The sequence below is a fragment of the Microbulbifer aestuariivivens genome (assembly GCF_039545115.1).
GTDB classification, from domain to species: Bacteria; Pseudomonadota; Gammaproteobacteria; order Pseudomonadales; family Cellvibrionaceae; genus Microbulbifer; species Microbulbifer aestuariivivens.
In genome coordinates this window covers 55,472-76,735 of record NZ_BAABRT010000020.1, presented here as the reverse complement: position 1 = coordinate 76,735, position 21,264 = coordinate 55,472, and the positions used below count along the sequence as shown (strand labels likewise).

At 62.6% G+C, this 21,264-nt stretch carries 18 protein-coding genes; 8 read left to right on the top strand and 10 right to left on the bottom strand.

What is annotated here, in order from left to right; all coding sequences use genetic code 11:
* Positions 1–429: 429 nt before the first annotated feature.
* Entirely contained in the window at positions 430–1,734 is a 1,305-nt protein-coding gene (gene tyrS / locus ABEA58_RS11980) for a tyrosine--tRNA ligase (protein WP_345551799.1), read from the bottom strand.
* Positions 1,735–2,011: 277 nt separating this feature from the next.
* Here tyrS and ABEA58_RS11975 point away from each other — a divergent pair, with 277 nt between their 5' ends.
* Positions 2,012–3,406 (top strand): peptidoglycan DD-metalloendopeptidase family protein, encoded by a 1,395-nt coding sequence (locus tag ABEA58_RS11975; RefSeq protein ID WP_345551797.1) that lies wholly within the window; start codon positions 2,012–2,014, stop codon positions 3,404–3,406.
* 131 nt (positions 3,407–3,537) lie between these two features.
* On the top strand, positions 3,538–4,647 hold the full coding sequence (locus tag ABEA58_RS11970; protein ID WP_345551795.1) for an anhydro-N-acetylmuramic acid kinase: 1,110 nt from the start codon (positions 3,538–3,540) through the stop codon (positions 4,645–4,647).
* A 311-nt stretch (positions 4,648–4,958) separates the two neighbouring features.
* Here the strand turns inward: ABEA58_RS11970 and erpA are convergent, their stop codons facing one another.
* From erpA to argC, 4 genes are all read right to left on the bottom strand, one after another.
* Positions 4,959–5,312: an iron-sulfur cluster insertion protein ErpA gene (gene erpA / locus ABEA58_RS11965; protein ID WP_345551793.1), complete on the bottom strand. Its 354-nt coding sequence runs from the start codon at positions 5,310–5,312 to the stop codon at positions 4,959–4,961.
* Positions 5,313–5,450: 138 nt separating this feature from the next.
* Positions 5,451–5,861 (bottom strand): bactofilin family protein, encoded by a 411-nt coding sequence (locus ABEA58_RS11960; RefSeq protein WP_345551791.1) that lies wholly within the window; start codon positions 5,859–5,861, stop codon positions 5,451–5,453.
* Positions 5,862–5,926: 65 nt separating this feature from the next.
* Positions 5,927–6,682: a DUF6776 family protein gene (locus tag ABEA58_RS11955; RefSeq protein ID WP_345551789.1), complete on the bottom strand. Its 756-nt coding sequence runs from the start codon at positions 6,680–6,682 to the stop codon at positions 5,927–5,929.
* Positions 6,683–6,736: 54 nt separating this feature from the next.
* Positions 6,737–7,783 carry an N-acetyl-gamma-glutamyl-phosphate reductase gene (gene argC / locus ABEA58_RS11950; protein WP_345551788.1) on the bottom strand — a complete coding sequence of 349 codons (1,047 nt, stop codon included), beginning with the start codon at positions 7,781–7,783 and terminating at the stop codon, positions 6,737–6,739.
* A 113-nt stretch (positions 7,784–7,896) separates the two neighbouring features.
* Here argC and ABEA58_RS11945 point away from each other — a divergent pair, with 113 nt between their 5' ends.
* The 4 genes from ABEA58_RS11945 (at position 7,897) to hemL (ending at position 12,455) form a co-directional block, all read left to right on the top strand.
* Complete coding sequence (locus tag ABEA58_RS11945; protein ID WP_345551786.1) at positions 7,897–9,705, top strand: chloride channel protein; 1,809 nt, start codon at positions 7,897–7,899, stop codon at positions 9,703–9,705.
* Positions 9,706–9,744: 39 nt separating this feature from the next.
* Positions 9,745–10,167 (top strand): protoporphyrinogen oxidase HemJ, encoded by a 423-nt coding sequence (gene hemJ, locus ABEA58_RS11940; RefSeq protein ID WP_345551785.1) that lies wholly within the window; start codon positions 9,745–9,747, stop codon positions 10,165–10,167.
* Between the two features lie 112 nt (positions 10,168–10,279).
* The gene (thiD, locus tag ABEA58_RS11935; protein WP_345551784.1) at positions 10,280–11,065 is read left to right on the top strand and encodes a bifunctional hydroxymethylpyrimidine kinase/phosphomethylpyrimidine kinase; all 786 of its coding nucleotides are present in this window, start codon (positions 10,280–10,282) and stop codon (positions 11,063–11,065) included.
* Positions 11,066–11,171: 106 nt separating this feature from the next.
* Positions 11,172–12,455, top strand: coding sequence for a glutamate-1-semialdehyde 2,1-aminomutase (hemL, locus tag ABEA58_RS11930; RefSeq protein ID WP_345551782.1), 1,284 nt, complete (start codon positions 11,172–11,174; stop codon positions 12,453–12,455).
* 64 nt (positions 12,456–12,519) lie between these two features.
* Here hemL and ABEA58_RS11925 read toward each other — a convergent pair whose 3' ends face one another.
* On the bottom strand, positions 12,520–12,912 hold the full coding sequence (locus ABEA58_RS11925) for an MAPEG family protein (protein ID WP_345551780.1): 393 nt from the start codon (positions 12,910–12,912) through the stop codon (positions 12,520–12,522).
* A 90-nt stretch (positions 12,913–13,002) separates the two neighbouring features.
* On the opposite strand from ABEA58_RS11925, the gene hemB reads away from it, so the two are divergent.
* A complete protein-coding gene (gene hemB, locus ABEA58_RS11920; RefSeq protein ID WP_345551779.1) occupies positions 13,003–14,013 on the top strand; it encodes a porphobilinogen synthase in 1,011 nt (336 codons plus the stop codon).
* A 140-nt stretch (positions 14,014–14,153) separates the two neighbouring features.
* On the opposite strand, the gene ABEA58_RS11915 is transcribed toward hemB, so the two are convergent.
* Together ABEA58_RS11915 and mrcB are read right to left on the bottom strand one after the other, a co-directional pair.
* Positions 14,154–14,747 (bottom strand): NAD(P)H-dependent oxidoreductase, encoded by a 594-nt coding sequence (locus ABEA58_RS11915; protein WP_345551778.1) that lies wholly within the window; start codon positions 14,745–14,747, stop codon positions 14,154–14,156.
* Positions 14,748–14,853: 106 nt separating this feature from the next.
* A complete protein-coding gene (mrcB, locus tag ABEA58_RS11910) occupies positions 14,854–17,463 on the bottom strand; it encodes a penicillin-binding protein 1B (protein WP_345551776.1) in 2,610 nt (869 codons plus the stop codon).
* A gap of 225 nt (positions 17,464–17,688) precedes the next feature.
* On the opposite strand from mrcB, the gene ABEA58_RS11905 reads away from it, so the two are divergent.
* On the top strand, positions 17,689–18,708 hold the full coding sequence (locus ABEA58_RS11905; RefSeq protein WP_345551774.1) for an adenosine kinase: 1,020 nt from the start codon (positions 17,689–17,691) through the stop codon (positions 18,706–18,708).
* A 77-nt stretch (positions 18,709–18,785) separates the two neighbouring features.
* Here the strand turns inward: ABEA58_RS11905 and ABEA58_RS11900 are convergent, their stop codons facing one another.
* Complete coding sequence (locus tag ABEA58_RS11900) at positions 18,786–20,561, bottom strand: EAL domain-containing protein (RefSeq protein ID WP_345551773.1); 1,776 nt, start codon at positions 20,559–20,561, stop codon at positions 18,786–18,788.
* 59 nt (positions 20,562–20,620) lie between these two features.
* Positions 20,621–21,217: a YajG family lipoprotein gene (locus ABEA58_RS11895; RefSeq protein ID WP_345551772.1), complete on the bottom strand. Its 597-nt coding sequence runs from the start codon at positions 21,215–21,217 to the stop codon at positions 20,621–20,623.
* Positions 21,218–21,264: the final 47 nt, after the last annotated feature.

Here is a 21,264-nt window from a genome sequence, read left to right as displayed (position 1 = left end):
CTACCTAAAGAGCTTTCCGAAACCCCGAACCACCGCTTCCGGTAGCTCGTGAGGGGCGCGCATTATAGCGAGCCACCTCTCCGCGACAAGCCTTTTTTGAGGCTTTTTTCAGTGCCGGAGGCGACTCTACAAGACGCGCCTTCCGATACTGATTCACGCCGCTCAGCAGCATGAAATGGCCTCGCGGGAGACCTGGCGGAGCCGGTTGGGACTCCTTCGAAGTGGCGCGCATTATAGCGGCGTCTTCGACCTTGGCAAGCTCTTTCGTGAAGAAAATTTCTTAAGAAAATCAATCACTTGGAACCGCCTCCTCACCACTTCTCAAGCAGCGAGGGCGCGAACTATACGGAGCCACGGGAGCAGCCGCAAGAACTTTTGTGACAAAACTGCAAAAAAATTGCTTTGCCGCAAAATACGCCCAAAACTTGATCAACTCGCCAGTGAGAATAGGTGATATTTCTTCTTGCCAAGGCGAACAATAAAGAAGCGGCCGTGCAGGGCTCGCTCAGCACTAAAGACCTCCGCTGGTGCGCCGTTGCTATCGCTTCCCACAGCTTCACCATTCACCAGTACGGCATTGCGACTGAGCGCATCCTTCACCGGCTTTCCGGAGGGCGCCATGCCGGCGTCCACCAGCACATTGATCAGGCTCTGGTCGCCAAAACCGGCCGGCAGCTCGGAACTGGGCAAACCATCCTGGCGCAACTGCTCCAGGTCGCCGGCGGAAAGCTCGGAGATATCCCCGGAAAAAAGGGCGCGGGAGATACGTTCGGCCGCCAGGAGCCCCTCTTCACCGTGCACCTCGCGGGTCACTTCGCGGGCAAGTACGCCCTGAGCCTCTGGCTTGCCGGCGCGATCCGCATCGGCGCGCTCAATGGCTTCGATCTCATCCACACTCAGGAAAGTGAAGTAACGCAGGAACTTGTAGGCGTCCGCATCGGCAGTATTGAGCCAGAACTGATAGAAGGCATAGGGAGAGGTGCGCTTGGGGTCCAGCCAGATGGTGCCGCTTTCGGTCTTTCCGAACTTGGTGCCGTCCGCCTTTGTCACCAGCGGCAGGGTCAGACCAAACACCTTGCCGCGGTGCTGACGCCGGGTGAGATCCACGCCGCCGGTGATATTGCCCCACTGATCCGAGCCGCCTATCTGCAGGGTACACTTCTCGCGCTGGTAGAGTTCGGAGAAATCCATGGATTGCAGCAGCATATAGCTGAACTCGGTAAAGGAGATCCCCTCTCCCTCGCGCTGAATCCGCTGCTTCACGGATTCCTTGTTGACCATGTTGTTGACGGAGAAATGCTTTCCCACATCCCGCAGGAAGTCGAGCACATTCAGGTTTTGCGTCCAGTCCAGGTTGTTCACCACCACCGCGCTGTTTTCGCCACAGTCGAAGTCGATGAACTGGGATACCTGGGCGCGAATCTTGTCCACCCAGCCGGCAACCACATCGGGGGTGTTGAGACTGCGCTCCTGGGCCTTGAAGGAAGGGTCGCCAATCAGGCCGGTTGCGCCGCCAACCAGCGCAATCGGACGATGTCCTGCCGCCTGAAACCTCTTCAGGGTCAGAAGGGGGACTAGACTCCCAATGTGAAGGGAATCAGCGGTTGGATCGAAGCCGCAATAGAGGGTGCGGGAATGCGCCAGATGCTCGGTCAGTTCCCCATCCCCAGTGGCCTGATTGATCAGCCCTCTGCGGTCCAAGTCTTTCAACAGTGCGGTATCGACCCCAGCCATTATTTCCCCTCTGTGCAATATATGGCGATTGGTGCCGCCATCCGGCGGCGAAGCGGGCTGCAACATTACCGAATACGCTGGTAAATACAAGCAGCTGAGCCCCCGCTCAAAACGTCTATCTAAATAGCGCAAAGGAACCTAACCATGGAAAGGCAGGTCAATTACCCCGTGAATGGCGACCCGATTTTTGTTATAAAGCAATCTTGTTGTTCGTTTTTTAGCCGCGGCGAACGCCCGGCATCAATAAAAAGTATTACCAGCGCCACCTGTTAAGACCATGGATACTGCAAACAAACCGACACCAAAGCGCGTGTTCGGCGCACTGCGCCAGCACTTTCCGCGCACCCATGCACTCGCGGCGACCGCCGCCAGTTTTGCACTGGTGATCGCCCTGTTCGTGCCGACCCCGCAAGTGGAAGCCAAACGGTTGCCGCTGCCTGTCAATCTCTCCACCCCCGAGGAGCTCGCCAGCGCCGCCGGCGAATCCGCGACCCCCTCAGCGGGCGCCCGCACTGAGGTCATCGCGGCGGAACCCGTGGCCATGGCGAAGAAGAGTCTTGAGGTGCGCAACGGCGACACCCTGTCCGACCTCTTCCAGCGCGCCGGGATAGATTCCGCCGAGATGTACAAACTGCTCGCCAGCGGCGACGAGGCCCGCGGCCTGGCCCGACTGACCCCCGGCGAGGAACTCACCTTCCACATTAACAACGATGGCTCCCTGCACAGCCTGGAGCTGCACCGGGACCGACTGAACCTGGTCGCATTTACCCGCGAGGCGAGTGGCACTTTCCAGTATGCGCGGCACCAGCGTCAGGCAGACAATTACACCGCCTACCGCGAAGCCGAGATCGACAGCTCCCTGTTTATGGCTGGCAGCGAAGCTGGCCTCAGCCATGACCTGATTATGGAAATGGCGCAGGTGTTCAGCTCCGACATCGACTTTGCCCTGGATATTCGCAAGGGCGACAGATTCAGTGTGACGTTCGAGGAACAGTTCCTCGATGGCGAGAAGATCGGCAACGGCCCCATCCAGGCCGTCACCTTCGTCAATCAGGGCAAAACCTTCAGTGCGGTGCGCTACGTGGATGCCAATGGCGACGCCAACTACTACACTCCGGACGGAAAGAGCATGCGCAAGGCGTTCATCCGCACACCGGTGGACATCGGCCGCATCAGCTCACACTTCAACCCGCGGCGCCTGCATCCAATTTTCAAGACCAGCCGCCCCCACAACGGCACTGATTACGCCGCCCCGCGTGGCACACCGGTCTACTCCGCCGGCGACGGCCGAGTCATTAAGGCTGGTTACAGCAAGGCCAACGGCAACTACGTTTTCATCAAGCACGGCGAGCGCTATGTAACCCGCTACCTGCACCTTAACAAGCGCAAAGTAAAAACCGGGCAACGAGTGAAACAGCGTCAGGTGATCGGCACCGTCGGCGCCACCGGCTATGCCACCGGGCCTCATCTCCACTACGAGTTCCTGGTCGATGGCAGCCATCGCAACCCGGCCACGATTGTGCGCCGGCTGCCGAAGGCCAAGTCCATTCCCAGCGCGGAAATGGCGCGATTCCAGGCTCAGACCCAGCCCCTGCTGGCCCAGCTTGAGAGCTACGGACAACCCACCCTGGCCCGGCGCAACGAACCCGAAGACGGCCCGGGATTCAACTGAGCCCACCCGCGTGCGCCCGCATCCCTGCGGGCGCTGCAGCCCCCCGGCTGGCATTGCTGTTTTCTTCAGGCCGGCCTCCCCCAGCAATAACAAACCAAACACTGAATCGCTCAAAGTCTTAGGGAGCGCCAATGTCTGAGCTCTATATCGGACTGATGTCCGGCACCAGCGTCGACTCCATCGATGCCGTACTGGTGGAATTTGAGGGCAACTCACCGCTCCACACACGGGTAGTCGATGCCATTGACCAGCCGATTTCAGCCTCCATGCGCGAGGCCATTCTCGCCCTCTGCGCTCCGGGCCCGTCAGAGATTGACCGCGCCGGGCAACTGGATCGGCAACTGGGGGAAGCGTTTGCGGAGGCGGTCACAAGCCTGCTCCAGCGCACCTCAATTTCACCCGCCGAAGTCCTGGCCATCGGCAGCCACGGCCAGACGGTTCGCCACCGTCCACCTGGCAGCATCGCCATCCCCTTCTCCATGCAGCTTGGTGACCCCAATACCATCGCCAGCCTGACTGGTATCACCACGGTGGCTGATTTCCGTCGTCGCGACATGGTACTGGGCGGCCAGGGCGCGCCCCTGATGCCGGCTTTCCACCATGCGGCCTTCGCCTCCGGCTGTGATCGCGCCGTGGTGAATATTGGCGGCATGGCCAATATCACCGAGCTTGGCGCTGACGGCGAGGTGCGCGGCTACGACACCGGCCCCGGCAACGCGCTGCTGGATTACTGGGTCGAGCTGCATCGGGGGCAGCGCTTTGACCGCGACGGCGCCTGGGCGGCCAGCGGCCGGGTGCACCCGGAGCTATTCGAACGCCTGATGGCCGACCCGTATTTCGCTACCGAGCCACCAAAGAGCACCGGACGGGAAAACTTCAACCCAGGCTGGCTGGAGAGCGCCATGGGGGGACTTCACCTGTCGCCTGCCGATACCCAGGCCACGCTGTCGGAGGTCACTGCCGCCAGCATCGCCGGTGCGGTCGACGCTTTCGCCCAAAGTGGAGAATTGCTGATCTGCGGTGGCGGCGCCAGAAACCTGGATCTTATCCAACGCCTGCAGCGCCGACTGCCCACCTGGTCGATCGCCGATACGGGCAAATACGGCATCGCCGGGGACTGGCTGGAAGCGGTGGGCTTTGCCTGGTTTGCCCGGCAGACGCTGCACGGCCTGCCGAGTAACTGCCCGACCGTCACGGGCGCAAGCCGCAGCACCATTCTCGGGGGTATTTATCCCGCCTGACCGACCGTATGGGCTTGCAGACAAAAGCCTGAGGGCATTCCCCGTGAGGCAGAAGAGCCTGAAGAAAACTGAAGGGGAATCCTGCTACTCCCAGCGGAGCGACGTCTCCCTCAGGGGCAAAGACTGAGGAAGGGGTCGAGAGCAGATATACCGAGCGGGGAAAAATGGCCGAGAAGTCGGGAAGCCAGAAAAGTGGCCGACAGCGACTGCTGCCATCGCGACAGCGGCCAGCGCTGCGGCGCGGGACAGATTCCGGGGCGCCCGGAGGGGTGTCCGGGGCGAAAATAAAAGGCCTGAAAACAGCCGGGCAATTAAATCGAGAAGGATGAACCGCAGCCACAGGTGGACGAGGCATTGGGATTCTGCACCACAAAGCGGGAGCCGCTGAGGCCCTCTTCATAATCCACACTCGCGCCAACCAGATACGGATAGCTCATGGCATCGACCAGCACTTCGATGCCGTCTTTCTGCACCACGGCATCGTCTTCGGCCACCAACTCGTCAAAAGTGAAACCGTACTGAAAACCGGAACAGCCACCGCCCGTAACAAAGACGCGCAATTTCAATTCCGGATTGCCCTCTTCCTCCAGCAGGCTCTTGACCTTGGCCACGGCGCGTTCAGTCACCACAACCGGTTCAGGAGAAAAGGATACAGCTTCTGACATAGGATTCTCTCGGTGTTTGGGGCGAAAACCACCCTTCCCGACAGTAGATCGAGGGCAGCCTCTGGGCCGCCATCTTGCTAAAACCGACTGTAACAGTCAAGTATTTGGAGCCGGCGGGACCGGCTCCGGCAGGTTGGCTTACTCAGCCTCGGCGGCGGCCTCTTGAGTATGCTCCAGCAGGCGGGTTTCGCCAGTGGAATCCAGGTCGATATTGGACACCAGGGAACCGTTGACCTGGGCGCCTTTGACCATTTCGATCAGCTTGTAGTGCACGTTACCTTCCACCATGGCCTTGGAGGACAGCTCCAGATGACGGGCGGCGAAGACGTCGCCTTTTACATTGCCGTTGATCACCACATGCGGCACGCGGATTTCGCCCTCTACCTCTCCGCCGTCTACGATCTGCAGGCGCGCGTCGCTGTCACTGTGAGCGCTGACGTTACCTGTCACCTTGCCCTCAATCACCAGGTTGCCGCGGAAATGCAGGTCACCGGTGACTTCTGTCTGGCGCGCGATCAGTGTTGTGTGGTTGCTTCCGGAGCTCGCCATAGCTGTAACCTTCTCTTTTTTTCTCAACATAATTCCGTCAAAACCTCATTGTTCAGCCCCGGCGGCTAGCCCTTCTGAACCAGCCAGCCATAGCGCTGCTCGATATTGAAACCCCCGCGACCGCTAGACTTCAGCGATAGCTCCACCCCCTCGGGCTCGAAGCCCTCGGGCAACTTTAGCTCTCCCTCGATGTTTTGGAAGTACTTGAAGCGCAGAGGGATCATTTCACCATCCACCTGGGGCGAAAGCGCGCTCAGGGGATAGCGTTTTGGCTGTCCATCCTGACTGCCCACAACGATAAAGGTCGCCTGACCGGTGACCACGCTGTGTCGCGTCGCCGACTGCTGCACCAGCAACTTGTACTGGTAACGGCGGGTGTCGGCGGTCTGCGAAATACTGAAGCTGCCAATAGAGACACCTTCACTGCCATCGGCCGGAGCCATCAGGCCCCGGTAAAAGGAAATTTCCTGTTTGAGCTCCGCGATACGGTTCTCTTTCTCCACCAGCTCGGCACGAACCTTCTCACTGGCCTGCTCGCCGATGGTGAGCGACTGCTCGGCCGTGGTGGCGCGCAGGCGCAGCGCCTCGTTTTCCCGCTGCAGCTTTTCCAGCTCTTGCAGAGCGCGCTCATGGGCGACGGTGGTGTGATCCAGCTCGCTGCGCAGATGTTGCTGCCCGGCAAAATAGGCCGCTGCCGAGGCGGCGAGCACCAGCAGTGCCACCCCCACTATGGAAAGGGCGCCAGACAGGGGGCGATGCGGCACCACCTTCATGCGGTACTGCTTGCTGCCTTTGACTCTGCCTTTGCCTTTGCGCGCCATGAATTCCGCTGTCCGCTAATAATCTGATGGAAAGTGTGGATTAAGCAGCCGATTCTAAGGCAGCAGCGCCGGGCTCTCCAGCCCCAGGGTTTCTTTCCAGCCGAACATGATGTTCATATTCTGCAACGCCTGGGCCGAGGCGCCCTTGGCCAGATTGTCGATCACCGACAACACCACCAATGTATCGCCACCCTGCGGCTGATGCAGCGAAATACGGCACATATTGGTACCGCGCACACTGCGGGTCTGTGGATGACTCTCCACCGGCATTACGTCCACAAAGGGCTCGTCGCGGTAGCGCTGGGCAAACAGGGCCTGTGCAGATTCCAGCGTCTGTCCCGGTTTCAGTCGCGCATAGAGAGTGGCGTGAATGCCGCGCACCATCGGCAGCAGGTGCGGCACAAAGGTCAGGCGGGCCGGGTCACTACCCTCAGGCTGGACGTTGCGCAGTCCCTGTTCGATTTCCGGCAGATGGCGGTGTCCGCTGGCGGCGTAGGCACGGAAGTTGTCGCTGTTCTCGGCGAACAGCAGTTCGGTCTTGCCCTGGCGACCGGCGCCACTGGCGCCGCTGGCGGCATTGGCGATCAGGCTGGAGGGCTCTATCGCAGCGGATTCCAGCAGTGGGATCCAGCCGAGCTGAATCGCCGTGGGATAGCAGCCGGGGCAGGCCACCAACTGCGCGCTGGCAATCTGCTCGCGGTGCACTTCCGGCAGGCCGTAGACCGCCTCGGCGGCGAGCGCCGGTGCGACGTGTGGCTGCCCGTACCAGCGCTCCCAGGTGGGGATGTCCTTGATGCGAAAATCCGCCGACAGGTCTATCACCCGCACGCCGCGCTGCACCAGCTCCGGTACCTGCGCCTGAGCGACACCGTGGGGAGTGGCAAAAAACACCAGATCCGCCCCGGCCAGCGTATCCACGTCCGGCACACTGAACACCAGCTCACTGTGCCCGCGCAGGCTGGGGAACAAATCCGCCACCGCCGTGCCGGCGAGGCTGCGGGAGGTAATCGCGGTAATTTCCACCTGTGGATGCCCGGCCAGCAGCCGCAACAATTCCACTCCCGTGTAGCCGGTCCCGCCGACAATTGCTACCTTGATCACCTTCGCGCTCACTCCTGTGCTCATTGGACTTCACTGGACGGGCTCTCTGGCCGCGCTCCAGATAAAATATGCGCAGCACTCTACCACAAGCCAGCCGATAAACAGGACGAGCGTTGAAGCCAGCACCGCAATCCCGCAGCAAAAAAACCTCCTCCCGCTGGCGACGCCACGAGCGCGCGCTGGAAAAACTGCGGCTGCAGCTCTCGGCCCAGGACGCACTGGCGCCCCTGCTGGGGATGGCACTGCTGACCGGTATCGCAGCCGGGCTGGTAACAGTCGGCTTCCGGCTGCTGAGCGAGTCCCCCTCGGGGCTGTATCTGCCGCTGCCGGACCATTTCGAGGCCCTGCCGGCCGTATGGCGGTTTGCCCTGCCGATCCTCGGCGCCCTGATACTGGCGGCCATGTATCACCTGATCAAGCCCAGCCGGCGCCACACCGGGGTTGTGCATGTGCTGGACCGTCTCTACAACCACCAGGCACACATGCCCGCTGCCAACGCGGTACTGCAATTTCTGGCCGGCTCGGTGGCGCTGCTCAGCGGCCAGTCTGTCGGCCGCGAGGGCCCCGCCGTGCACCTGGGTGCCGCCAGCGGCAGCCTGCTGGCAGGCCAGTTAAAACTGCCCAACAACTCCGTGCGCAACCTGCTCGGGTGTGGCGTCGCCGCCGCAATTGCCGCCTCTTTTAACACGCCGCTGGCGGGAGTGGTCTTTGCCATGGAAGTGGTCATGCTGGAGTACTCGGTGGCGGGCTTCCTGCCGGTGATACTCGCGGCGGTGATCGGCAGTACTGTCTCCCAACTGGTTTTCGGCAGTGACCCCATCTTCACCGTGCCGGCAATCCACCTGAATTCCCTGGCCGAGATGCCGGTGCTGCTTTTTTTCGCCATCATCATCGGCAGTCTCGCCGGTGCCTTCATCCACCTTCAGCGCCGGCTGGCCCCCCTGCAACGCAGGTCACCGGTGGTGCGCTTCCTCACCGCCGGCACGGCCACCGGCATCATCGCCATCTGGGTGCCCGAGGTGCTGGGCGCCGGATACGATACGTTGGAGAAGGCCCTGCTGGGGGAACTGGCCCTTACGGCACTGCTCATTATTGTGCTGGCCAAGTTCACCACCACCCTGCTGGCCAGCGGCCTCGGTATTCCCGGCGGCGTCATTGGCCCCAGCCTGCTGCTGGGAGCCTGCCTCGGCTGCACCGCCGGCGTGCTGACCAATCTCTGGCTGGGGGACAATGTTGCCAGCCCCGGCTTTTACGCCATGCTGGGCATGGCGGCGATGATGGCCGCCCTGCTCAACGCGCCCCTGGCGGCATTGCTCGCCATTCTCGAACTCACCTACAACCCCAATGTGCTCTTCCCGGGCATGCTGATGATTGTGGCGGCCTGCCTCGTAAGCCGGCATTTTTTCCACACAGAGGGCATTTTTCAGGAAACCCTGCGCTCCCTGAACAAGAGAGGCACACCCAGCTGGCGGCAACAGATGCTGAGCCGGGTCGGCGTGGCCAGCGTGATGGAGCGCCGCTTCGCCATCGCCCCACAGCAACTGAGCGAACAGGCCGCGAGCCGCCTGATTACCACCGCCCCACTGTGGATTGTGATCGACCTGCCGAACGAGCCGGTGCCGCAGCTTTTGCGTGCGGCCGATCTGGCCAGCTTTCTGCAGCGGCTGCAGGAGGCGCGCAGGCAGGAGCGCGAGGACAAGGATGAGGGCGCGGAAAAGCTGATCGACCTGCTGAAACTGCCCGGTGAGCGATTGCAGTTGGCGCCACTGAACTGGCGCGCGACGCTATTGGAGGCGCAGGTGATGCTGGAAAAAAGCGGGGCAGGAGGGCTCTATGTGCACCGGGGCCCGACTGTGGCACTGGACAACAATGTTGCCGGCATTATCCTGCCGGAGCATATCAACAATTTTTATCGCCAATAAAAAATCACCCTTTTCAAATTTTTAATCGGGAGGGAGCCAATGCTCTGGGTCCAAGCGTTTCACCTGATGGCCATCGTTACCTGGTTTGCCGCACTGTTTTACCTGCCGCGCCTGTTCGTCTATCACGTCGAGGCCAGCGACCAGCTCAGTCGCGACCGCTTCTGCACCATGGAGCGCCGCCTCTACAGAGGTATTGCCATCCCCTCGATGATCGCGGTGATCGTTTTCGGCGTTTGGCTGTTAAGCTACAACTTTTCCTACTACATGAGCGCCGGCTGGATGCACGCCAAGCTGACCTTCGTGGTGCTGCTGATCGGCTATCACCATATCTGCGGGGCCTATGTGCGCAAATTCGCCACCGGTACCGTCACGCGCAGCTCGCGTTTTTTCCGCATCTTCAATGAACTGCCGGTTATCGCACTGGTGGCCATCATGATCCTCGCGGTGGTTAAACCCTTCTGAGGCGGCCGCGGACAACACCACAAACAGGCGCGGGAATTGTCGGAGACGACGCCTGGCGCAACTAGACTGTAAAAGCCCTAGAACCGCATTACGCGACCGGTGGGAATCATCCATGGATACACGCCAGCCGATTGTCCTCACAGTCACCCACCACGATCCCAGCGGCAGCGCCGGGATTACCGCCGACACGGAGACCGCCGTCAGCCTTGGCTGCCACTGCACCTCGGTGGTGTCCGCCATCAGCGTTGGCGATACCGGTGAGCTGATGGGCGTGGCGCCGGTGGACGATTCCCTGCTGGTGGAGCAGGCGCGGGCGGTGCTCGAAGACATGCCTGTGGCGGCCATCAAGGTGGGCTATCTGGGTTCGGTGGAAAATGTACACGCACTGCACAGCGTGTTGCGCGACTATCCCGACATTCCCGTGATCATCGACCCGGACGCCACCCTGGCGGACAAACAGAGCCTGCTCGCCCCGCCCCTGTGGGAAGCCATGAGTTCACTGCTGCTCCCCTATGCCACCATGGCCTGCCCCAACCGCCGCGAGGCCCGCGCCATGGCCGTGGAAGCCGACATCCTGGACGCGCAGGCACAGGAGCTGCTGGAAAGCGGCTGCCGCTACCTGCTGCTGACCGGTGTTCCCTGCGAGCAGCAGCTGGAAAACCGCCTCTACGACGAGCGCGGGCTGGTGCGCCAGTTCCTGTGGAAACGCCTGCAGCCGGCGGCCTACGGGGTCTGCGGCACACTCGCCACGGCGATCGCCTGCCATATCGCCCACGGGCTCACGGTGATCGAAGCGGTCGCCCGCAGCCAGCAGTTCACCTGGAGCGCCATCGCCGACAGCAGGCGCCTGGGCATGGGCAGACCAATCCCCAACCGCCTGTTCTGGGCGCGCCGCTGAACCAGCCAGACAGCTTCCGCCGCTCTTTTTCCGCTGCCATTCATTGTCGCGGGCGCGCACCAGCTGGATAATAACCCGCCAAATTCCCCAGCTATTCCGGAATCCCATGAGCAAATCCGAGCAACTCTTCTCCGACGCCCAGCAATACATCCCCGGCGGCGTCAACTCGCCGGTACGCGCCTTCCGCGCGGTGGGCGGCACGCCCCTGTTTATCGAGCGCGCAGAAGGGGCCTACATGTACGACGCCGATGGCAAGCGCTACATCGACTATGTGCAGTCCTGGGGCCCGATGGTGCTCGGCCACGCCCACCCGGACGTGATCGAAGCGGTGGTGGAGCAGGCCCAGTCCGGCCTCAGCTTCGGCGCCCCCACCGAGCTCGAGACCGAGCTGGCAGAGGAGCTGTGCCGCCTGTGGCCCAACATGGACCTGGTGCGCTTCGTCAATTCCGGCACCGAGGCCACCATGAGCGCCATACGCCTGGCCCGTGGCGTCACCGGGCGGGACAAGATCGTCAAGTTTGAAGGCTGTTATCACGGCCACTCCGACTCGCTGCTGGTGAAGGCCGGGTCCGGCGCCCTGACGATGGGCGTGCCCTCCTCGCCGGGCGTGCCGGCATCGCTGGCGGATCACACCATCACCCTGCCCTACAACGACGCCCAGGCAGTGCGGGACTGCTTTGCCGATATGGGCGATGAAATCGCCTGTATTATCGTCGAGCCGGTGGCGGGCAACATGAACTGCATCCCGCCGGTGGCGGGCTTCCTGGAGACGCTGCGGGAGGTCTGCTCTGCCCACGGCGCACTGCTGATTCTCGATGAGGTGATGTCGGGCTTTCGCGTCAGCCTGACCGGCGCCCAGGGCCACTACGGTATCGAAGCGGACCTCACCACACTCGGCAAGGTCATCGGCGGCGGCATGCCGGTGGGTGCCTTTGGCGGCAAGCGCCAGTATATGGAGCAGATCGCTCCCACCGGCCCCATCTATCAGGCGGGCACCCTGTCCGGCAATCCGGTGGGTATGGTGGCGGGCCTCGAAACCCTGCGTCTGGTGCAGGAGCCCGGTTTCTTCGAGCGCCTGAATGAAAAGACGGAAAAACTGGTGCAGGGCGTGCTGGCCGCCGCCAGAGAAGCGGGTGTGCCGCTGGCCGCCAACCGGGCCGGCAGCATGTTCGGGTTTTTCTTTACCGACGAAGAGAAGGTGACCAACTACCAGCAGGTAATGGCCTGCAATACCCAGCGCTTCAACCACTTCTTCCACGGCATGCTGGATGAGGGCGTCTACCTGGCACCGGCCTCCTACGAAGCCGGCTTTATGTCCGCGGCGCACAGTGACGAAGACATCGAGGCCACCATCGCCGCCGCCAAGCGGGTGTTCGCCAATCTGCCCTGAGCACCCCGCAGCGGCCGCAATCCCGGCGCGCCCGCAGTGGAGAGCACTCCCTGCGGGCGCAGTCTCAGCTGGAGGAAGCCAGCGCCGCCATCACCAGAAGGGTCACGCAGCTCAGATAGGCGCCAGCCCATACCAGGGAGCGGGCCTCCGCCCAGTCCTTCAGGTAACAGATGCCATAGAGCAGTCTCAGAACGACAAAGGCCAGTGACAGCGTTGCCAGCCACTGGTTCGCGACCCCGGCCACCACGCCGGCCAACACCGCGGCGACAAAAATCGGCAGCGCCTCAAAGCTGTTTTGCTGCGCCCAATCGGCCCGTTTGGCGAGCCCCTGGCGTGTCTGCAAAAACTCCCGTGGGGCGCGGTTGTCGTAACGGCCCTCACCGCTGAATTTTGCTACCCCGGTGAACAAATAAGGCAAGATGGTGGCGGCCAACAGGCACCAAAGAGCGATGGTCATGGCTGACTCCCGTTTTGTTATCATTGCCGCCAGCTTAACCGCCTCCTTCGCAGTCGGCAAAACCCAGAATTCCAGCCCGAGTGACATCCCATGAGTACCAGCCTTTCCCGCGGCCCCTACCCCCACACCCGCATGCGCCGCCTGCGCGCGCAGGACTTTTCCCGCCGCCTGAGCCGCGAGCACCTGCTGACCGTGGATGACCTGATCCTGCCGCTGTTCGTGATTGAAGGGCGCGGCGAAACCCAGCGCGTGGCCTCGATGCCCGGCGTTGAACGACTGTCGGTGGACCTGCTGGCCGCCAAGGCCAGGGAACTGGTGGCACTGGGCATCCCCGCCGTGGCCCTGTTCCCGGTGGTGGACCCGGCGCAGAAATCCGAGGATGCGCGGGCCGCCTACGACCGCGACGGTCTGGCCCAGCGGGCGGTGCGCGCACTGAAAGAAGCGGAGCCGGAGCTTGGGGTGATTACCGACGTGGCCCTCGACCCCTTCACCAGCCACGGCCAGGACGGCCTGATGGACAAGAACGGTTACATCGTCAATGACGATACCGTCGAGGTACTGGCGCGGCAGGCGCTGTCCCATGCCGAGGCCGGAGCGGATATCGTGGCGCCCTCGGACATGATGGATGGACGTATCGGCGCCATACGGGCCGCGCTGGAGCAGAATGGCTGGGTGAACACCATGATCATGTCCTATGCCGCCAAGTACGCCTCCGCCTACTACGGGCCGTTTCGCGATGCGGTGGGCTCCGCCGGCAACCTGAAAGGGGGCAGCAAGGCCAGCTACCAGATGGACCCCGCCAATGGCGACGAGGCGCTGCACGAGTGCGCCCTGGACCTGGCCGAGGGCGCGGACATGATTATGGTCAAACCCGGCATGCCCTATCTGGACGTGGTCAGCCGGGTGAAAAGGGAGTTGCAGGTGCCCACCTTTGCCTATCAGGTCAGCGGTGAATACGCGATGCACTGCGCCGCGTTCGACAATGGCTGGCTGGCCCGGGAGGCGGTGATCCTGGAGTCCCTGCTGGCCTTCAAGCGGGCGGGAGCGGACGGCATCCTCACCTATTTCGCCGAGGAGGCGGCGCGCCTGCTGCAGCGCTAGCCCGCGGCGGCGTCAGCGGTGAAAAAGGCGTGAGGGCGCAAGAGCCATAGGCCCCGTGAAGGCCGCAAAGGCTGGAGGGCAAGCAAGAAAGCGCGAAGCGCGGAAAGACCCCCTGCGCTCAGGATGCACAGCGCAGGGGATCATTTCACAAGGCCGAACTGTTCGCGCAGGTGCTGGCGGTAGCGCGCCTTGTCGTTTTCCGTATCCGGGTTTTTCATCACATCGAAACAGGCAAAGGTCTTCAGCGCCTTCATGGCAAAGAAGCGAAAGTTGATGTGTATCGGCAGGAACAGGTCGTCGATTCCGCGCCCCTGAAACAGGAGCTGGCGCGGGTCGTCGAACGCCTCTCTGGGGGCATTCAGGGTCAGTGAGAGCATGTAATGCTTGTTGCCCAGCACGCCGCCAGTGCCGTACTGACGCTCCGGCTGGTCGCGGTGCCGGCCATCACCCTCACACAGCTGGCCAGACATCCCCGCGGTGTAAACCTCGTCCATATATTTCTTGAAAGTCCAGGGCACCTCCATCCAGTTGACCGGGCTCTGCAGCAGCACCAGGTCGGCCCACTGGTGCCGGGCAAGCTCCCGGTCGATGTCGTAACTTTCCTGCGTGGTGGTGACCTGTACCTGGTGCCCCAAAGACTCGGCCTCTTGCCGCGCTATATTCACCAGCGCGCTATTCAGCTTGCCCTCGGAGAATGGGTAGTAATGGTGGGCGTTGATAATAAACAGGTTCACTTCACTCTCCGCTACACATGTTGAAATCTGCTGGAATCCGGGGCCGGGGGTGGCGGCCCCCTGTGCGGACGGAACCGTCTAGCGCAGCCTATGAGCAAAATTCCGCTCAGGGCCACTGCTCCTCTTCCTCTGCCCAGGGCCTGGCCTCCTCCACCGGCACATCGGAATCCAGCTCCTCGCTGATGGGCAATTGCAGCGGCTCTCTATCAAACTCACCCTGTGTATCAAACTCACCCTGCGTATCAAATTCATCCCGTTCCCCGCCATTGAGCTGCTGCCCCTGATCATCCATTTGCAACTGCTCCTGCAGCTGTCGCTCCCGCTGCTGACGGCGCTGGTCATTGGGATCGACACCCCAGCCGGGGGTCATCTCCTGCTCTGGCGCCAGCTCCCTGGGTTGCCGGCGATCATCACCGAAGAAATCCCTGAACCAGCGGAAGCGTTCGCTGCCGGCACAGCCCGGCGCGGGCTCGAGTCGCGTTTCATAGGAGAAGGGCATATTGCGCCCCCCTTTGCAGTAGCGCGGGTCCATATACTGACCGCGCTGATTCACCGTCTTGTATTCCACCCCTCTCGGCGCCGCCACACGGCCGTGGCGATGGGGCAGCTTGCGCATGATGTCGGCCCAGACCGCCAGCGCTCCAGTGGCGCCGGTGAGGCTGGTGCGCTCGTTGTCATCCCGCCCCAGCCACACCACGGCGGTGATATCCGGAGAGAAGCCAGCGAACCAGCTATCGCGGTAATCGTTGGTGGTGCCGGTCTTGCCGGCAAAGGCGACACTGCCGGGCAGGCTGCGCCTGGCGCTGTCACCGGTGCCGACGAGAATCACCTGCTCGAGAGCGTAACGGAGCAGGAATACCGGCACCGCATCCACGTTGCGCGCGGCCTTGCGCCTGAACTTCTGTATCTGTTCTCCGTTGGCATCCGAGACCGCCAACAGGGTGCGCAACTCCACCGTCTCACCGCCGTTGGCGAAGGTCTGGTACATGCCCGTCACCTCGAACGGGGTCAGCTCCACCGCGCCGAGAAGCATGGACGGCACCCGCGGCAGGTCCGCCTGCACCCCGAGGCGACGGATGGTCTGGCGGACATTTTCCAGCCCCAGATCCAGCCCCAGGCGGGCGGAGGCCTGGTTGTAGGATTTCGCCAGCGCCAGATACAGTGGCGTGAGCCCGTGACTGCGATTGCCGAAGTTCGACGGCATCCACACCTGACCGTCCGCCGCTTCGACCCGAATGGGCGCGTCATCAATCAAGGTGGCGAGATTGTATTGGTAGGGGCGCTCCAGTGCGGTGAGGTACACCGCCGGTTTGATCAGAGAGCCCACCTGCCGACGCGCTTCGAGGGCGCGATTAAAGCCGGGGTAACTGGGCCTGCGATCCCCCACCATTGCGAGGACATCGCCGGTTTCGTTGTCGACCACCACACTTGCCGCCTGCAGCGAATCCGCCTGGAGTCCGCGATCCTTCTCCAGCCGTTCGGTGCCGCCGCTGATGGCATTCTCCACCAGCTTCTGCACCGAGGGTGCCAGTGTGGTGTAAATGCGCAGGCCCGCCGTGCGCAGCTCCTCGATGGAGTAGTAGGGCCGCAACTCCTGCAGCAGCCGTTCGGTAAAGGCGGGATAGGGGTTTTGCGCGGCACCGGCCTCGCGGGCCACACCCAAAGGCATTGCGCGGTAACGCCGGTACTGCTCGGGGGTGATCAGCCCGTGCTCTGCCATCACCTCGAGCACCGTATTGCGGCGCTCCATCGCCCGCTCGGGATTGCGCCAGGGGTTGTAGTAGGAGGCTCCTTTCGCCAGCCCCACCAGTAGCGCTATTTCCTGGGGTTCGAGGCTGCTCAGGGGTTTCTGGAAATAGAACTCCGAGGCCAGACCAAAGCCATAGATGGCGCGGCTACCCTGCTGGCCCAGCCAGACCTCATTGATGTACTCCTGCAGGATATAGGGCTTGTCGTAGTGGAGCTCCATGAGCACCGCCATCAGCGCCTCATTGAATTTCCGCCACAGGCTCGGCTTGTGATCGAAGAAGATGTTTTTGACCAGCTGCTGGGTGATGGTGGACCCCCCCTGCACCACTGCGCCGGCGCGCAGGTTGGCCACCATGGCGCGGGCGATACCCCGTGGCGACACACCGAAGTGATGAAGAAAGTCCTGGTCCTCCACCGCGATCAGGGTATTGGCCAGCAGCGGCGGAATATCGGCAAAGCGCACCGGGTTGCGATCGTCGCCGCCCCCCAACAGGGTGCCGATGGCTGCGGCATCCAGACGGAATTCCCGCAGCGGCTCGCCCTGTTCCCCGCGCAGGTTGCTGAGCTCGTCGTTGCGCAGGCGGAAACTGACCACTGCCGCCGGCTCGCGGCCATCGGCATGCACGAAGTCGCGGCGCCACACACGGTAGTCCATACCCTCGCGGGTCCACTGGCCGGGCTCGCTGAGGGTCTTCTTCTCGCGATAGTTGAGTGCGGCAAACTCGGCCAGCAGTTCATCGGGGCGCATCACCATGCCATCGCGCAGCACCAGCGGGCGGGCGAACACCCGCGCCGGCAGCTGGTACTGGCGGCTGTCCAGTTGCTCGCGCAGCTGCACGTCCAGGTAGATCATGTAAGCGACAAGCGCCAGCGCGCCCACCAGGGCAAGGAGGCCAAGCCTCACCAGCCAGCGGTGCAGTCTTCCCGGTCTGGGCGCCCGCGGGCGCCTGCGCTTCGTCGATGCCATAGAGATGCCAAGGGTTTCCAACAACTATAGATAGGGTGTGACGGATTAGGGGTGACCACAACACCCGCTCTCGTCGTGCCCGGTTTTATAAGGTGTCGCCAGCACAAGTCAAACGCCCCCGCCTTGCACTTGGCCCCGCTGCGGCCATAATGCGCCCCATCACCGTGCTCGGCCCGCCCCGTCGGCCGAGCCGTTTCCCAGAGACCCGGACGATCAAGGAACACCATGACCGAATACGATCTTTACGGTATCGGCGCCGCCCTGCTGGATACGGAAATCGAAGTCAGCGATGACGACCTCAAGGCGCTAGGCGTCGATAAAGGCGTAATGACCCTGGTGGATGACCAGCGCCAGCACCAGCTGGTGAGCGCCCTCAGCGATCACCTGGTGACCGCCAAACGGGCCTGCGGTGGCTCCGGCGCCAATACCGTGATTGCGGCCAGCTATTTCGGCCTGCGCACTTTCTATTCCTGCAAGGTCGCGGCGGACGAAAACGGCGATTTCTATCGCGCCGACCTCGCCAATGCCGGTGTCGGCTATCCGAACACCCTGCGCGAGGCCCAGCCGGGCGTGACCGGAAAGTGCCTGGTGCTGATCACCCCGGATGCCGAGCGCAGCATGAATACTTTCCTCGGCATCAGCGCCGAGCTTTCCACGGCGGAACTGGATGTGGCCGCGCTCCGCGCCTCGCGCTGGGCCTATATCGAGGGTTATCTGGTCTCATCACCCACCGGCAAGGCCGCGGCCATCGAGCTGCGCCAGGTGGCCGAGAGCGCCGGCGTCAAAACCGCCCTCAGCCTTTCCGACCCCGCCATGGTGCACCTGTTCCAAGACGGCCTGCGGGAAATGATCGGCGGCGGTGTGGACCTGCTGTTCTGCAACCGCGACGAGGCGCTGGGCTTCACCAAAACCGACAGTGTTGCCGCCGCCGCCGAGGCCCTGAAGGCGTTCTGTCGCGGGTTTGCCATTACCCTGGGCGCCGAGGGTGCGCTGCTTTGGGACGGTGAGCGCGAATACCGGGTGGCGGCACCCGAGGTGCGCGCGATCGACACCAACGGTGCCGGGGACATGTTTGCCGGCGCCTTCCTCTATGGGATCAATCGCGATATGTCTTACCAGGAGGCGGGTGAACTGGCCTGCCGGGCGGCGGGCCAGGTGGTGAGCCAGTATGGCCCGCGACTGCGGGCAGACCAGCACGCTGAATTGCTGGCCTCAGAGGTGGAAGTGCGCGGCGCGGAGTCCTGACACCTGCCGCGGTGCATCACCGCGGCGACCTTCAGTGCGGTATCTCGCCCGGCTTAGGCCTCGGGCTGACAGGGCGCTCAGGCGCCCTTGCTGTCTCCCTGCAGGGGCGGCAGGCAGGAGGCGGCGGCAATACCGTATCCCTGGGCGAAATCCACCCCCATTCGCCGCAGGCGGCTGATCAACTCCGGGGTTTCCGCGTATTCGGCAATGGTGCTGATTCCCATGGATTTCGCCAGGTGGTTGACCGTGCTCACAATCGCGCTGTCGGTATCGTCGCCCAGCATATTGCGCACAAAGCTGCCGTCGATCTTGAGAAAATCCACCGGCAACTGGCGCAGGTAGGCCAGCGAGGAGGCACCGCGCCCGAAGTCATCCAGCGCAAAGGTGCAGCCCGCGGCCCGCAGGCGGTGGATAAACATCAGCGCGCGTTCCAAATTGTTGATAGCGCTGGTTTCGGTAATTTCGAACTGCACCCGCGAAGGCGGCACACCGGATTCAATCAGCGAATCGAGAACAAAATCGGTAAACGTCTCATCCCCAAGGCTCAGCCCTGAGATATTGATGGCGTAGCCGTGCCCGGTCAGGCCATGGCGCTTCTCCGCCGCCATGTAGGCGAAGATACGCCGGATCACCCAGCGATCCACCTCTTCGATCAGGCCATAGCGCTCGGCGGCCGGCAGGAAAACACCGGGATAGATCACGTCGCCATCGCGCCCGCGCATACGCACCAGCACTTCGTAATGATGCAAGCTGTCGTTCCGCTGCAGGGCCACCACCGGCTGCCGGTACAGCATCAGCCGATCTTCGCGCAAGGCGGCGTGAATCTCCGCCACCCAGGTGCTCTGACGGCGCTTTTCCACCACCCCCGCTGAGTCGCTGAACAACTTCACACGGTTGCGCCCCTGCTCGCGTGCGGCGGAACAGGCGTCGAAGGCAGAAGCGAGCAGCTGGCTCGCCGGCGGCGAATTGCGGTCGACGGTGACCGCGCCAATGGAAACCGCCACATGGCTCTCGCGCCCATCCCAGACAAACACGAAAGCCTGCACCGCTTCCTGCAGCCGCTTCACCATGCCCTGCGCCTGCTCTATGCCGCAGTCGCGCAGCAGCACGGCAAATTCGTCGCTGCCCACCCGCGCGATCACGTCATCCGGCGACAGGCAATCGCGCAGCTCCTGGGCGAGCTGGCGGATCAACTGATCTCCGGCGGCATAGCCGAGGGTGTCGATGATGACCTTGAACTGGTAAATATCGAGATAAAGCACGACGTGGTGCTGGCGCCCTTCGATACACACGGTTCTGGCGCGCTGCAGTTCACTTTCGAAGTACTGCCGGTTGGGCAGGTGGGTGAGACTGTCGTGGCTGGACTGCCAGCTGAGGCGGGAGGAGATGCGCCGCTCCACAGAGACCTCGCGCATGACCAGTACGAAACCGCTCAACTCGCCGCCCTCGTGCACCTTGTGCAGCTGCACGGAGACTTCCAGCAGTATTTCCCCCAGTTCATCGACCCGGGGAATGGCGGCGATGAACTCGCGCCCATCGGCGAGGCCGCCGATATGGCCTTCGCTGTCCGGCGACAACAGCGAGGGCAGGTCTTGGCCCTCACTGTCCACCAGCTTGAGCCCGTTATCGAGATGGGCCCCGGGCTTCAAACCCAAGGGGTTGCCGGAAAGCGCCGCGGCGAGAGGGTTGCAGTAGGTCACCCGGCCCTCGGCATCGGTGAACACCACCCCGTCCGCGACCTCCGCCAGAGCCACTTCGGCGGCCCGCGACAGGACCGCCCCGACCGGAGCAGGTTCCTCCGCCACTTCCGGCAATATGCCCAGTTGTGTTGCGGTAGAATAAAACTTAGTCACGACGGCGCATCCCTATCACTTCCTAACTTCACCAGGCACCTCCTGATCTCGGCCGACATTCAGAGATTGGCCTGAAGGAACATTTTTATTTTTTCATCCTCGAACACCCGCTGCAGGGTCGCACTGAGGAGTCCGTTGAGGCGCGTCTCGACCTCTTCCTTGTTGGGCTTGATCAAGCTGCGATCCTTGCCGCTGGAGCGGTAGGAGCCAAAGTAGGTGGCTCCGCCAATTCGCACAGTAAGCTGGATCTCTGCTTCACTGTCGACCTGGCTGGTATAAATCTTGTTCGGGCTGTCGTACTTGAGCCCGGTAAGGTCCGCCACCACCTGCACGCGCGCCGACGGGTCGGTCGCGGGCACTGTGCGGAACCCCCATTGCGCGAAGCCCTCGGCCAGCGCGCTGGCGAGGGCATCCTCGACACTGTTGGCGAGGCGGATATTGGCCGTGTCGGCATAAATACCGCCCAGCGAGCCCAGTCCGTCTTCGGGAAGCTCGCTGACGCCCTGCACACTGAGCGTATAGCCGCTGCCGATCACGCTGGGCGCCACCTGCACCTGCGGGCGTACCTGAATCTGAATCGGGCTGTGAGCGCAGGCCACAAGGGTACAGAGGCTCAAGATTATGAACAACCGCTTCACGGTATCCTCCACTGACATGTTCGCTGTCCTGATTGGCAGATGTGATTGCCGGCTTGATGGCCGCT